The organism is Kribbella sp. NPDC049584 (assembly GCF_040675555.1).
Classification (GTDB): Bacteria; Actinomycetota; Actinomycetes; order Propionibacteriales; family Kribbellaceae; genus Kribbella.
Map to the genome: position 1 here is coordinate 125,715 of NZ_JBFAPF010000002.1, position 13,662 is coordinate 139,376.

A 13,662-nucleotide genomic window follows, 5' to 3' on the forward strand; every position below is an offset into this window, starting at 1 on the left:
GCCCAACGTACCGACGCCCCCGGACAGTTCTACGGCAGGCGGCGCCAGCGGACCGCGTCGGCGATCACGTAGCCGTCGGCGTTGTCGCTCAGTTCGACGTAGCTGTCCAGACCTGCGTTGAACGTGAACGTGCCGAGCGATACCCACTCGCCGGTCCGCGGATCCGGTACGCCGCGGACTCGCTGGTCGACCGCCACCGTCGTCGTACCACCGGCGTGGTGGACGACGTACGGCGCGTTGGAGGCGCGGTTGGGATCGGCGGTGTACGACGTGAGGACCTCGTACTGGCCTGTGCCGGGGATGGCGGGGCGGAAGCGGGCCAGGTTGGCACCCGTGCCCTTGGCATGGGTGAGGTAGTTGAACCCGTAGTACCCGAGGACACTGCGCCCGCTGGCCCACGTCCCGACCGTCTCGAAGCCGAGCCCGCCGTTGTCGACGGTGATCTCCTCGCGGACGTCCGGGGTCGCCGATGCCTTGACGAGGGTCAGTTGCTCGAGCGCCACCGCCGTACCGCCGCCTCGGCCTGAACCGGCGAGGGTGAAGCGGACGGAGTGCCGGCCCGCCGTGAGTTGACGCCGGTCGAGCAGCACCATGTCGTAGCCCTCGCCGCGGAACGATGTCAGGTCGAGTGCACTGACCCGCGGCGCGTCCCCGTCGACGGTCACCGTGACCAGTCCGCCGTCAGCAGAGCGGTAGTAACGCAGCCAGAGCTCGTACGTGTCGTCGCGGTCCACGTGGATCGACTGGTCGACGTACGCGCCGACAGCGCCGGCTGGGAGCCGCGGGTAGTTCATCGGGTACGACGACGTGGACAGACCCGGCCCGGTCGCCAGACTGTCGCGTCCTTGCGTCAGCCACTCCAGGTTGAAGCGGGCGACCGCCACGCGGCGCGGACTGCTGTCGACGTCGCCGTCGCAGCCGTACAGCAGGACGATGGTGCCGTCGGACAGCCGGGCGAGGTCGGAGTAGTACCCACGGATCGGGCTGATCGATCGGCTGTAGCGGAACGACTTGCCCTCGTCGTAGCTGATCGCGACCGTCACGTTCCAGCGCATCGGTGAGTCAGGGCGACTGAGCAGCACCGATTGGCGTCGTCGGTGTACCGGAGGAAGCCCATGTCGCAGCCGTTGAACAGGCCGACGCTGAAGTCCATCACCGCTCGCGACCAGCTCAGACCGTCGTCGGTGCTGATGGCGAAGTCCCGCGGCCAGTCGTTGCCAGAGCCCGGTCGGCTGTTCATGACGATGGAGCCGTCCGCTCGCTGAAGCAGTCTGGACTCGCCGACCGTCGGCAGACCTGTCCCGAGCGGTACTTCGCCACCGGCCTTCCAGGTGCGACCGTGGTCGTCGCTGTAGATCGTGGAGGCGCCGTAGTTGCGGTCTGCCGTCGGTACGCCGGTGATGATCGTCCGGTGCGACACGGTGAGCAGCAACCGCCCGGACTTCAGCTGGATGCCGTGCCCGGGGCCGGGGCCGTGCATCTCCCAGTTGAACGGGAAGCTGTCGAACAGACCGTCCAGACTGTGTCGCTCGCCCCACGTAGCGCCGTTGTCGGTGCTGGAGCGGTAGTGCACGATGCCGGTGTCGGAGGAGCAGCTGGTGTTCTCCGGCAGCCGCGCGCAGAGGTTGTAGAACAGGAAGACCTCGCCGGTGTGGCCGTCGGCAACGAACGTCGGGTTGGCCCAGCTCTCGCCGTTGACCGAAGCCTCGACGGTCTGCGTCGGCAGCCACGTCTTTCCGCCGTCCGTGCTGCGTCGGATGAGCAGATCGTGCGGCCCGGCATCACACACCTCGTGCCGACCTTCGCAGCATGCGATGAGGGTGTCGTTGCGCGTCGCGATCAGCCCGTAGACGAAGTAGCTGGCCAGTGGGTCGACGGTGTTGTCCCACAACGTCGTCTCACCGAAGACCGGTGCCGCCGGCTGGTGGTGTCCACGTCCACCACCACCGTGCGGTACGACGGCATTGGCGGACGTCGGCAACGCGGCCGCGGCCGCTCCGGCCGCGATCCCGAGATTCAACGTACGACGACTGATCGGCATCCCACTCTCCTCACGACGGGTGGCAGGACCGTACTCGCTCGGTTTGCGCGGGCGCTAGACGCTAATAGGTATTACTCCGAGAAGAAAAGCCAGCGGCCCGCAACCGGTCAGGTTGCGGGCCGCTGGTCGTGCGACGGAACTCAGGCCAGGGAGTCCTCCCAGGCCTGGTGCAGCCCGGCGTAGTGACCGTCATGGGTGATGAGCTCGTCAGGTGAGCCGTCCTCGATGATCCGCCCGTGTTCCAGCACCAGCACCCGGTCGGCGGTCTCGACGGTGGACAACCGGTGGGCGATGACGATCGCCGTACGGTCGGCCAGGATCGTCTTCAGGGCCCGCTGGATGAGGCGTTCGCTGGGGATGTCCAGGCTGGACGTGGCCTCGTCCAGGATCAGTACGGCGGGGTCGGCCAGGAAGGCCCGCGCGAACGCGACCAACTGACGCTGACCGGCCGACAACCGGGACCCGCGCTTCTCCACGGGAGTCTCGTAGCCGTTCGGCAGAGCCGTGATGAAGTCGTGCGCACCGATCACCTTGGCGGCCTCGACGACCTCCTCCATCGTCGCGTCGGGCTTGCCGAAGCGGATGTTGTCGGCCACCGAGCCGGTGAACAGGAAGTTCTCCTGGGTCACCATGACCACCCGTTCGCGCAGGTCGTCCTCGGACAGGTCGCGCAGATCCACACCGTCGAGCAGCAGGTGGCCGCCGGTCGGGTCGTAGAACCGTGCGACCAGTTTGGCGATCGTGGTCTTGCCGGCGCCCGTCGTACCGACCAGGGCCAGTGTCTGGCCGGCCGGCACGTCCAGCTGCAGACCGGGCAGCACGGGTACGCCGTCGACGTACTCGAACCGCACGTTCCGCAGTTCCAGGTGACCGCGCGCCTTGCCCGGCTTGGCCGGCTCGATCGGCTCCGGAACGTCCGGGGTCTCGTTCAGCACACCGGACAGCTTCTCCAGCGCCGCCGAGGCGGACAGGAATGTGTTGTAGAACTGCGTGATGTCCTGCAGCGGCTCGAAGAACTGCCGCAGGTAGAGCAGGAACGCCGTCAGGACGCCGACCGTCACGTGCCCGTGGTACGCCTGGTAACCGCCGTACGCCAGGATCGCGACGATCGTGATGTTGCCGACGCCCTTGATCGCCGGCATGAAGACCGCGTTCAGCCGGAACGACTCGAGGTTCGCCTTCCGGTAGCGGTCGTTGACCCCGTGGAAGATCTCCTCGTTGCGCGGCTCCCGGCGGAAGGCCTGGACCGCGCGGATCCCGGTCATCGACTCGACGAAGTGCACGATGACCAGTACGACGGCCTCACGCGTCTGCCGGTACACGACCGCGGACCGCTTCCGGAACCACGCTGTCAGGAGCAGAAGCGCGGGGAACGACAGGAGTGCGAGCAGACCGAGCTTCACGTCGAGCGTGAGCAGGATGATCGACGTGCCGACCAGGGTCAGCACCGCTGTGACCAGGCTGTCGAAGCCGCTCGCCAGCATCTCGTCGATGACCTGTACGTCGGACGTCAGCCGGGAGATCACACGGCCCGAGGTGAACCGGTCGTGGAACGCCGGGCTGAGCCGCTGGAAGTGGTCGAAGACCCGCTTGCGCAGGCCGAGCAGGATGGTCTGGCCCAGCCGCCCGGAGCGCATCAGGAAGATCTGTCGCGCCCACGCCTGCAGCAGCGCCGCCGCGAACACCGCGATCACGATCGTGATCAGCTGTTGCGAGCCCTTGCCCGCGAGGATCGGCGGGATGCCGTTGTCGATCCCCAGGTGGACCAGGTACGGCACCGCGAGCCGGGCGCCGTTCTCGACGATCACGATCACGACCAGCAGCCAGATCAGCTTCTGGTACGGCCGCAGCAGCTCCCCGAGCAGCTTGCGGGAGTCCTCCTTCAGCCGGATGGTCGTCGCCCGGGAGATCTCCCGGTCCGGGTCCTCCTCGAACAGGCCCCGCCAGCTCTGCTCCTCCGGCGGCTTCTGCTCCCGTTCCTTCGCTGCAGGAGGTGTTTGCTGGGTCGTCGTCATGCGTGCACCTCCTCTTCTTCGGCTGCCAGCAGGTGCCGGTACTCCGGCACTGTCGCCAGCAGTTCCTGATGGGTTCCGACGTGGGTGATCGTGCCGCCCTCGAGCAGGGCGACCTTGTCGGCCAGCATCACGGTCGACGCGCGGTGCGCCACCACGATGCCGGTGGTATCGGCGAGCACGTTCTGCAGCGCCTCCTCCACCAGAGCCTCGGTGTGGACGTCGAGCGCCGACAGCGTGTCGTCCAGCACCAGCACGGCCGGCCTGGCGAGCACTGCACGGGCCAGTGCGAGCCGCTGCCGCTGTCCACCCGACAGTGACATGCCCTGCTCACCGACGCGGGTCTCCAGCCCCCACGGCAGGTCGTTGGCGAACTGCGCCTGTGCCACCTCCAACGCCTGCTGTACGTCGGCGTCGCTGGCGTCCGGGCGTCCGAGCGTCAGGTTCTCCCGGACACTCATCGAGAACAGGGTCGGGTCGTCGAACGCCGACGCCACGGCGCTCCGCAGTGACACCAGGGACAGGTCCCGGATGTCGTGCCCGTCGATGGTGATCCGGCCGGCGGTCACGTCGTACAGCCGGGGGACCAGTGCGGTCAAAGTGGTCTTGCCGGACCCGGTCGCGCCGACCAGGGCCAGCGTCGTACCAGGGGTCAGGTCGAGGTTGATGTCGTGCAGCACCTCGGTCGAGTCGTCGGAGAACCGGAATCCGACATGCTCGAACCGGAGGTGACCATGGGCGTTGGTGAGCTCCTCCGGACCGGACTTGATCACGGAGTAGGTGTCGAGGATCTCACTGATCCGGTCCGCCGCGGTCATCGACTCCTGCGCCATCGCCAGGATCGCGCCGAGTGAGGTGACCGGCCACACCAGTGACAGCATCAGCGTGATGAACGCGACCAGGGTGCCCAGGGTGATCGCCTGGCGCCCGGCCGCGAGCGCGCCGAGCAGCAGCACGATCACCAGGGTCAGGTTCGGAATGACGCCGAGGAAGCTCCAGAACCTCGACGCCAGCCGGACCTTCTCGACCTCGGTGTCGTACAGCGTGGTCGCCTCGTCGTCGAACTGTCGCTGGACGTGCGGCCGCCGGCCGAACGCCTTGATCACCCGGAAGCCGAGCGCCGACTCCTCGATCCGGGTGGCCAGGTCACCCTGCTGGTCCTGCACCTTGCGGGAGATCCGCAGGTACTTCTTCTCGAACTTCAGCGAAACCATCACGACCGGTACGGCGGCCACCAGGACCACGAGACCGAGCGGCCAGTACAACTGCAGCAGCAGGATGGTGACGACGATCAGTTGCAGGATGTTCATCACCAGGAACAGCAGGCCGAAGCCCATGAACCGGCGGATCGTGGACAGGTCGGTGGTGACTCGGGACAGCAACTGACCGCTCTGCCACCGGGTGTGGAACTCCATCGGCAGCGACTGCAGCCGGACGTACAGGTCGTGCCGGAGAGTCGCCTCCAAATCACTGACCGTTCGGGATTGCGCCCAGCGGCGCATCCACACCAAGATGACCTCGGCGATGCTGAGCCCGAGGGCCAGCAGTGCGAGCGGTACCAGCATGCTCAGTTCGTGGCGGGTGACCGGTCCGTCGATGATGGACCTGGTGACCAGCGGGACGGTGAGGCTGACACCGACGCCCAGCATGGCGGTGGAGAACATCACCGCGAGGCGCCAGCGGTGTGGCTTCAGGTAAGGACGCAGTCGCCACAGATTGCGGCTGCGTTCGGGGACACGGGTGGTAGGGGCAGCGATCGACGGCGCTGTGACAGCGTGCTCTGACGGCATCTGGACGGGCGCACTTCCCATCTACTTCGGTTCACAAGGGGCTTGGGCGACCAGAAAACGGCGCACTTTCCAGTATCGCCCAGTAGGTAAGCGCTTGTCCTGCCAATTCCATTCCCCGTCGATGAATAACCACCGGATGCAATAACCCGTCCCGGCCCCACGCGGGAGGCCTGTCGGGACCTATCACAATTCGCTATTAGTCCTAGGCCATCGATCGCCCGGCTGTTTCCTCTTCGGGCAGCTCGCGCAGTCCGCGCAGCGGCGAGAAGACGGCGACCAGGGATCCCGCGAGCATGCCCGCGGTGGCGATCAGGAGGGTGGGGCGGATGTGGAGCGCGGTGGCCAGGACCCCTGAGACGGCCGCGCCCGCGGTCTGGCCGCCGATGACCAGGGTGCGCCAGGAGGCGGTGACCTGCCCCAGGAGGTGGGCTGGGGCCAACGCCTGCCGCAGCGTGCGCTGAGGTACGCCGAACAGCGCCATGCCCACGCCGGCGAGCACCTGGCCGAGGAGGATGAGCGGCGTACGGCCGGTGAACAGCAAGGCGCCGTTGAGCGAGGCAAGGAAGCAGCCGGACAGGTAGGAGCGGCCGATGCCGACCAGGCGGCACCACGGACCGGCTACCAACGTCCCGGCTACCGCGGCGGCGCCGAAGGCGGTCAGCGTCAGTCCGACGAACGCGGGCGAGCGGTGCAGCTCACGGATGAGGAACAGGACGACCAGTGGTCCCTGCAGAGATCCGGCCAGGGCCGCAATGGCCGCGGAGAGGACGAGTGGCCTGAGCATCCGGTGACCGAAGAGCACTCGCAGACCTGCGGACAGCCGCACCTCGGAGCGGGGTCGCGCGGGTAGGCGATCCGGTTCGCGGATCAGGTATGCCGCGATGGCGGACACGACGTACGACGCGGCGTCGAGGACGATCGCGAAGGGTGCTGTGAGGACCTGCACCAGGAAACCGGCGACGGACGGGCCGACGGTCGAGGCGAGGTTCAGGTTCAGCAGGGCGGCACTGTTGGCCCGCATCAGGTCCTCTCGTGGAACCAGGATCGGGATCATCGTCTGGGACGCGGTGTCGGACAGCAGCGTGAGCACCCCGGTCAGTACGGCGACGACGTACAGGTGCTCGATCCGCAGTGACTGAAGGACGGCCGCAGCCGGCACCGAGCCGAGGAGCAGGAGGCGTCCGAGGTCGGTCCAGATCAGCACGCGCCGTCGCGACCACCTGTCCACCCAGACACCGGCCAGCAGTCCGAACAGCAGATGGGGCGCGATCGACACCGCGGACAGGGCACCCATCTGCACAGCCGATGCCTGCAGTGTCACGACCGCCACCAGCGGGAGTGCGACAGTCGTGACCGCACTGCCGGATGCCGACACCAGCTGTCCGATCCACAGCTTCCTGAACTCGCCGTTAACGACCCACGCCATATCTGTGAACCTGTCACCCAGCAGAGTCATTCGGCTACGGTTGTTCGCCGCCGGCAGAGCTTGTTCACTCCACGCGAAACACAGGACCCCTTGCAGTGAAGGGGAGTGAGGCGCCGCGGGGGATCAGCCAGGCGTGCTCGCGCCGTACCCGGACGACATCGCACTGCCCGTCGGTGATGAGCAGGATCGGACCCCCCGCGGGGAAGTCCTTCGCCCGCTCGAGCAGGTCGACGCCGGGCTGCAACACCGTCCCGCCACGTCCACGGACCTGCACCCGGCCGGCGATGTCGTCGACAGGCACATACCCGGCGTCGTACGCCGCCGCGTCGCAGTACACGACCCGGGCGGCCGGTACGTCGCGAGCACGCGAGTACGACGCGATCGCGCCGAGCGCCTTGCCCAGCAGCTCGCGGTCCATCGAGCCGGACGTGTCCAGCACCACGCCGTACGTCGAGAGCCGGTCGAGCTCGACAGGGCGGATCCAGCCGGGGCGCGGGATGTCCGGCGTACCGGATTGGCGCCTGGACGCGCGGGCGTACGTGCGGGTCTTCTCGACGGCCGGCACGTGCTCCTCGAACCAGCGGGCCAGCTGTGCGTCCCAGGCGAGCGGCGGGTGGTCCAGCGCGCGGATCTCCTCGACCAGTCCGGCAGGCAGCGTGCCACGGGCGGAGTCGTGGTACGCCAGACCGGTGGTCAGTGCACGCCGGTAGATGTCGTCCAGGCCGGCGCCGCGCGCGGCCTCACCTGCGTGCGGCAGCGGCTGGCCGAGTACGTCGCCCAGTCCGACGCCACGCAGGGTCGCGAGCTTGCGGTAGCGACGCAGATCGGTGGTGATGCGGTCGTAGACCTCTTCGGCGGACATGCCCTTCAGGACCGGGTCGTGCAGCGCGCCATCCGGCATGCTGCCGACGCCCATCTCCAGGAGCCAGCCGTTGATCACCAGGTCGGCCGCCACGTTCCACAGGTACGGGTCGCGGCCACCGACGCGTTCACCGTGGCGCAGGGCGGCGTGCAGCATCTCGTGGGCCATCACGAACCGCCACTCGCTCAGCGTCATGCTGACGAGCGGATTGATGTAGATCTCGCCGGCTGCGGCATTCACTGTCGCGACGTGGATGTCCCAGCCACGGGCGAGCTCCGCCTCGGCGACGATCGTCATACTCGACGCGATCGCACCGAGCAGCGGGTACGACGAGACGAACCAGCCGAGCGCGAGGTCCCACTTGTCGCGCCCGCCACGGTCCGCGCTCAGCGAAGAGCGTGCACCGCCTGCGACCTCGACGGCCGCTGCTGCTGCGGCCGATAGTCCGGCGGCGAACAACTCGCCCCACTGGGGCGGCTTGCCCCAGCCGTTCCAGCGGGCCGTCTCGACGTCGGAGGTCCGGCCTGCCGTGCCGAGTCCGTCGTACTCCGCTGGTACGCCTTCGCGCCGCCAGAGGCGTGCCAGCGCGTCCTCCTCCATCGCGGGGAAGGACGCGGGCAGCTCGACGATCGGCGTACCGAGTTTGAGCGACTGGAGGTAGCGGTTGACCGCTACGTCGCATGCGGCTTGGGCAGCATGGTCCGGCTCCGGTCGGTCGCGGTCTGCGTGGCCGAGACCGAGGTGGATGAGCAGGTGCGCGAAGACCCACGTCCACTCGTCCGGCGTGGCGCGGCGGGTCCGGTGCGTACGGATCTGGCCGTTCGAGTCGATGATCGCCCAGGCGTCGGCCGGACAGTCGTCGTCACGGATCGGGCTGCGCGCCCAATCGGCCATCGGAGCGAACAGCGGGTGCTGTACGACGGTCGTCCAGCCGGCCTGGATCGCCTCCCACGCCGGGTCCCGCTGCTTGTGGCGTTTAGGCACGCGCCGCCACCAGCCGCGGCAGATCGCGGCTGACCTCGACCAGGAACCACGTCGGCAGCACCGGACGGCCGTCGTCGTCGGACGCGATCACCAGCTGAGCGATCTCGAGCGAGATCTCCGCCAGCTCGACCAGCAGCGCCTTGCCGCGGTGCGCGAGCTGACGGGCGGCTGGATTCGCGGAGGCCTTGTCGGCGGCCAGTTCCTTGATCAGACGGGCGCGGAAGGTTTCGGCGAGGAAGTACAGCAGGTCGCGGTCCTCCGGAGCAGCCGGCCAACCGGTCTCACCCTTGAGTACGGCGTCCAGGCCGAAGGCGTGCCGGACCGTCTTCACGTACGCGCGGAACGTGGAGGCGTGCGCGGCGGACAAGGTGCCGAAGGCAAGTACCCGGAGCGTCTCGTCGGACACGCCGTCGCCGTACGAGTGAAGGGCGTCCGAGAGCATGTGCCACGAGCGCGGGGTGGAGAACGGCTCCTCGGTCTTCGGCGGTGCGGTCCACAGGTGGTCGGGGCGGTTGCGCAGATACTCGAGGACCCAGGGGTGAATGCCCGCCGTACCGGCCCACTGCAGCCAGTCGCTCGCAGAGGCGCGCAGGTGGACGTGGACGAGCCGGTTGACCAGTGCGCTCGCCATCGGACGGGCCAGCGCGTTGTCGGTGGCGCGGTTGCCGGCGCCGATCACCACGGAGCCCTCCGGCAGCTCGTACTCACCGATCCGGCGGTCGAGGATGAGCGAGTAGAACGCCTTCTGGACCTCGGCCGACGATGCGTTCAGCTCGTCGAGGAACAGGCAGTACGGCTCGTCCCGCGCGATCGCCACGGGCGGTGCGAAGCGGCTGCGGCCGTCGACGATCTGCGGTACGCCGATGAGGTCCTCCGGCGCGAGCTGCGTGCCCAGGAGCGTCACGCACTCCAGACCGAGCGATTCCGCGAACGCCCGCACCAGACTGCTCTTCCCGATCCCCGGTGCGCCCCAGAGGAAGACCGGGCGTACCACCGCGACGTGCAGCAGCACTTCGGGCAGTTCTGCCGCCGATACCGTGATCCCTGCCTGCATTCATTCCTTTCGTGGCTGCCGTCCTTGGTCAGCCCTCCAGGATCCTCTTGGCATCACGGTGTGTCACTCTGTTTTCCAGGGTGCTTCCGTTACCGGTGGTTACTGGCTAGGGTGCGGCCCGTTGTCTTCGGAGTACTGGGGGGTCTCTCGTGGTGAGCTATCGGGTCAAGGCGGCGGCTGTCTGCGCCGCCGTACTGCTGCCGTTGTCGGCATCGCAAGCACTGGCTGCCGACCCGCCGCCGCACCTGGGGGCGGGGGTGCTCGTCCCAGGGCGGTCCGCGGTCGACGTCGGGATGTCCGGTGCCCGGGTGGTCGTGTCGAACCCGGTCTACGAGACCAGCAACAACGGGACCACCTGGACCGCGTCCGGCGGCACGAACGTCGGTAAGCCGCTGCAGGTCGAGGGGAGCGCGCTGCTGACGTTCGACGGGAGTACGGCGAAGGTCGGCGGGCTCACGTTCCCCGCTGCGGACGACGTGGTGCTCGGGAAGGGCGGCAAGCTCGTCTCGCACCGCACGCCGGCCGGAGCGACCGCAGAGGTGTACGACGTCGCCTCCAAGACCAAGCTGGCCGACTATGCACCGCCGTTCGCCATGTCCGGCGACACCGTGTGGAAGGTGACTTCGCCAGGGCATCTGGACGGCAAGAACCTGACTTCTGGTGTCGTGAAGACCGTGCTGGTCGCGACTGCGTGCACCGTCGGCCCGGGCGGCGTGAACGGCCGGTGGGCTGTGCTGAGCGGCTGCAACCAGGTTGTCGACGTCAACGGACCGCAGCCGCCGCGCAGCCTGTCCGTGGCCGCGGACTCACAGCTGGGTAATGGTTTTGCCGTTCAGGCGTCCGGGTCGGACCTGTTGGTCACTGACCTCAACGATCCCGCTCTCGGGCAGCGCAGGTACGGACCGATCCGCACAGCCGGTCCCAGCTTCCGCGCGGACGGCTCCGGCCTGGCGAAGATCGTGTACGCCGACTCGGACGGCAATCCGCGCGTGATCACGCTGAGCTGGCTGAGTCCGGACCCGCAGCAGCACCCGGACACGGTTGCACCCGTACTGACCAGTGCGTCGGCGGGCGACCGGGTCCGTGACAACACCAGCCTGTCCTTCGACTGGGCCTTCACTGACCCGCAGGACCCGAACTCGCCCGCTACGGGCGTGTTGAGCTACGACGTGCGCATCCAGCAGCGCCCGAACCGCACGTCGCCGTACGGCGCCTGGAACCTGGTGCCCGGGTGGCAGGGCCTGAAGACGACGGCTGCGAGTCTGACCGCTCCGATCGGGACGGACACCTGCTGGTCGGTCCGTGCTCGTGACTACGCGGGCAATGTGAGCGCGTGGAGCGCGTCGTACTGCAGTGAGGTCGACGGCACCGCGCCGTCGCTCGTCACGTGGCGGATCGGTGACCGGGTGCAGCTGAGTGGGTCCGCGACCGTTCGCTGGGCGTACAAGGACGACACCGACATCGCGTCGTACGACGTGGTCTACAAGACCGCCGCGCCGGGTGTCGCGTTCGGCAAGTGGATCTACCCGGCCACCTGGCAGAACACGCGCATCACGTCGATCACGTGGGCTCCCCGCCTCGGCTGGGACGAGTGCTTCATGGTCCGCTCCCGCGACTACCTGGGCAACCTGTCCGCCTGGTCCGCCCCCATCTGCTCAGTGGCCCCCGAAGACGATCGAGCCCTGACCTCCGCCGGCACCGTCACCCGCACCACCAGCACCCTGGCCTTCCAGGGCACCACCACCATCCTCAAAGTCAACGGCGCCTACCTCACCAAGGCCACCGAGGCAGGCCAACGCATTGCCCTGGTAGCCCTCCACGGCCCCGCTCAAGGCCGCGTAGACATCTACCACGCCAACATCAAGATCGGCACCGTCTCCCTGGCCGCCACCACCACCAGCCGAGTGGTCACCTACCTACCGACAACGGTCTTCCGCACCGGCGCCGTCAAGATCGTCTCGACCAGCACGGCCCCAGCCTCAATAGACGCCATCGCCTTCCTCCGCGCCCCCTAACCCACCCAAGCCAGCCCCCGAGTAACCCACCCAAGCCAGCCCCCGAGCCGCCGCGAACCCAGCCAGGAGCCGAGCGAAGCCCGAGCTAGGAGCCGAGCGAAGCGAATCCCGAGCCGACCACGAAACCCGAGCCAGGAGCCGAGCCGACCGCAGAACTCGAGCCAGCAGCCGAGCGAAGCGAAGGCCCAGGGGGTGCGGGTGGCGGAGCCCCCGCCCGCGCCGAGCGAAGCGAAGGCGCACAAAACAAGAGGGCGAGGCAGGCCTGCGCTTTCCGCAGGCATGCCTCGCCACTCGCCCGAGCGGGTGACGAGAATCGAACTCGCGTAGCTAGTTTGGAAGATCGGTCGACGGCACGCTCACGGTCAGGTAGTGAGCGTCAACCAGGGGCCCCCGCTGACCCCAATTGACCCCAGCTGACCTGTCGTAATCGCTCACTAATCGCTCGGGGCAGCCCTCTACGTCAGGACTGACCGGGCTTTCGCGCAATCTGCTTCTCAGCGAACCACCGCACGAGCACGACCGCCGCGTGCACGATCGCCTCGGCCTGCTCCAGAGTGGTCTGACTGTAGTCAGACGTGCCCGGGTGTCGGTCGAGAGGCGCAGCCCAGATGAATTGCGCGAGCTCACGCACTGGAACGATGCTTCGATCGCGGCCGGGCAGGAACTCCCATTTGTCCTCAGCCTTGAGCGCGTTGATGACCTTCCCGAGCGTGCCTTGTCGATCGTTCGGGATCACCAGCGGAACAGCTACATCTTCGACTGCCTTGACGGCCAGGAGTACCGCAACCGGTGGTTCAGGATCGATGCCGTACGTCTTGCTCCAGGCTTCTGCCAGGTGCTTCGCAGCCGAGCCGCTGGGCGTATGGACTGCTCTGGCCGATGACAAGCTCGCCTCGAACATCGCGATCGCCGTCTCGTCTACGCGTCGCTCCAGCCCAGACTCGCCGACGCGGTAGACAGAGCCGCCCATTCCCAGGTCGCGCTCGAGGCGGTCAATCGGGTGCAGACCATCGCCGCCGTAGAAGTCGTCGGGCGAACCAAGGCGGAGCGCCGCATCTACTGCATTGAGGAGATTCTCCGGCCCAACCGGAGGGCCGTTCAATCTCAACTTGAGCTGAATTCGTGATCTGAGATCGCTCGCAGCATCCGTGTAGAAGCTGAAGAGCGCCCTCTGGAGATGGTTAGGGACACCCTCGAACGGTCCCTCATACAGCTCAGCAGCCTCGCGCCCCTCACGCACACTGAGGGGCACCCAGTCATCGTCCTCCACAGGCACCTGCCGTTCGGTCGGTCAGCTAGCACGCCATTCTGGTCCCGTCCCCCCGATAGCTGCCAACACAGGTCAGCGCGGCGCATGTCAAGAGTCGGCTTGCCGATCCCGTAGGGACGCCGTAGGCGCTCTTGATGTGGGTCGTGGTGGCCGTACGATCGAGCGGCCGGGGGGACGGGGCTAACCCAGGGCCAGACGCCTGTACGCG

General features: G+C 67.8%; 9 protein-coding genes. 1 reads left to right on the forward strand and 8 read right to left on the reverse strand.

The annotated features are described in order from the left end of the window. Window positions 1-29: 29 nt before the first annotated feature. From AB0J62_RS07330 to AB0J62_RS07360, 7 genes are all read right to left on the reverse strand, one after another. The gene (locus AB0J62_RS07330; RefSeq protein ID WP_363865425.1) at window positions 30-1,055 is read right to left on the reverse strand and encodes a hypothetical protein; all 1,026 of its coding nucleotides are present in this window, start codon (window positions 1,053-1,055) and stop codon (window positions 30-32) included. Next, on the reverse strand, window positions 1,040-2,041 hold the full coding sequence (locus AB0J62_RS07335; protein ID WP_363865427.1) for a sialidase family protein: 1,002 nt from the start codon (window positions 2,039-2,041) through the stop codon (window positions 1,040-1,042). The genes AB0J62_RS07330 and AB0J62_RS07335 overlap by 16 nt, the downstream gene beginning before the upstream one ends. Before the next feature lie 140 nt (window positions 2,042-2,181). Beyond that, a complete protein-coding gene (locus tag AB0J62_RS07340; protein WP_363865429.1) occupies window positions 2,182-4,056 on the reverse strand; it encodes an ABC transporter ATP-binding protein in 1,875 nt (624 codons plus the stop codon). Further along, window positions 4,053-5,843, reverse strand: a complete 1,791-nt coding sequence (locus AB0J62_RS07345) for an ABC transporter ATP-binding protein (protein WP_363865431.1) — start codon at window positions 5,841-5,843, stop codon at window positions 4,053-4,055. Before AB0J62_RS07345 ends, AB0J62_RS07340 begins: the two co-directional genes overlap by 4 nt. A 202-nt stretch (window positions 5,844-6,045) precedes the next feature. Next, window positions 6,046-7,269, reverse strand: a complete 1,224-nt coding sequence (locus tag AB0J62_RS07350) for an MFS transporter (protein ID WP_363865433.1) — start codon at window positions 7,267-7,269, stop codon at window positions 6,046-6,048. A gap of 64 nt (window positions 7,270-7,333) precedes the next feature. Then, the gene (locus AB0J62_RS07355; RefSeq protein WP_363865435.1) at window positions 7,334-9,115 is read right to left on the reverse strand and encodes a hypothetical protein; all 1,782 of its coding nucleotides are present in this window, start codon (window positions 9,113-9,115) and stop codon (window positions 7,334-7,336) included. Further along, the gene (locus AB0J62_RS07360; RefSeq protein ID WP_363865437.1) at window positions 9,108-10,169 is read right to left on the reverse strand and encodes a MoxR family ATPase; all 1,062 of its coding nucleotides are present in this window, start codon (window positions 10,167-10,169) and stop codon (window positions 9,108-9,110) included. The genes AB0J62_RS07355 and AB0J62_RS07360 overlap by 8 nt, the downstream gene beginning before the upstream one ends. A gap of 152 nt (window positions 10,170-10,321) precedes the next feature. Between AB0J62_RS07360 and AB0J62_RS07365 the strand changes: the two genes are divergently transcribed. After that, window positions 10,322-12,184, forward strand: coding sequence for a hypothetical protein (locus AB0J62_RS07365; RefSeq protein ID WP_363865439.1), 1,863 nt, complete (start codon window positions 10,322-10,324; stop codon window positions 12,182-12,184). A gap of 460 nt (window positions 12,185-12,644) precedes the next feature. Here the strand turns inward: AB0J62_RS07365 and AB0J62_RS07370 are convergent, their stop codons facing one another. After that, window positions 12,645-13,454 carry a hypothetical protein gene (locus AB0J62_RS07370; RefSeq protein ID WP_363865441.1) on the reverse strand — a complete coding sequence of 270 codons (810 nt, stop codon included), beginning with the start codon at window positions 13,452-13,454 and terminating at the stop codon, window positions 12,645-12,647. Between the last annotated feature and the right edge of the window lie 208 nt (window positions 13,455-13,662).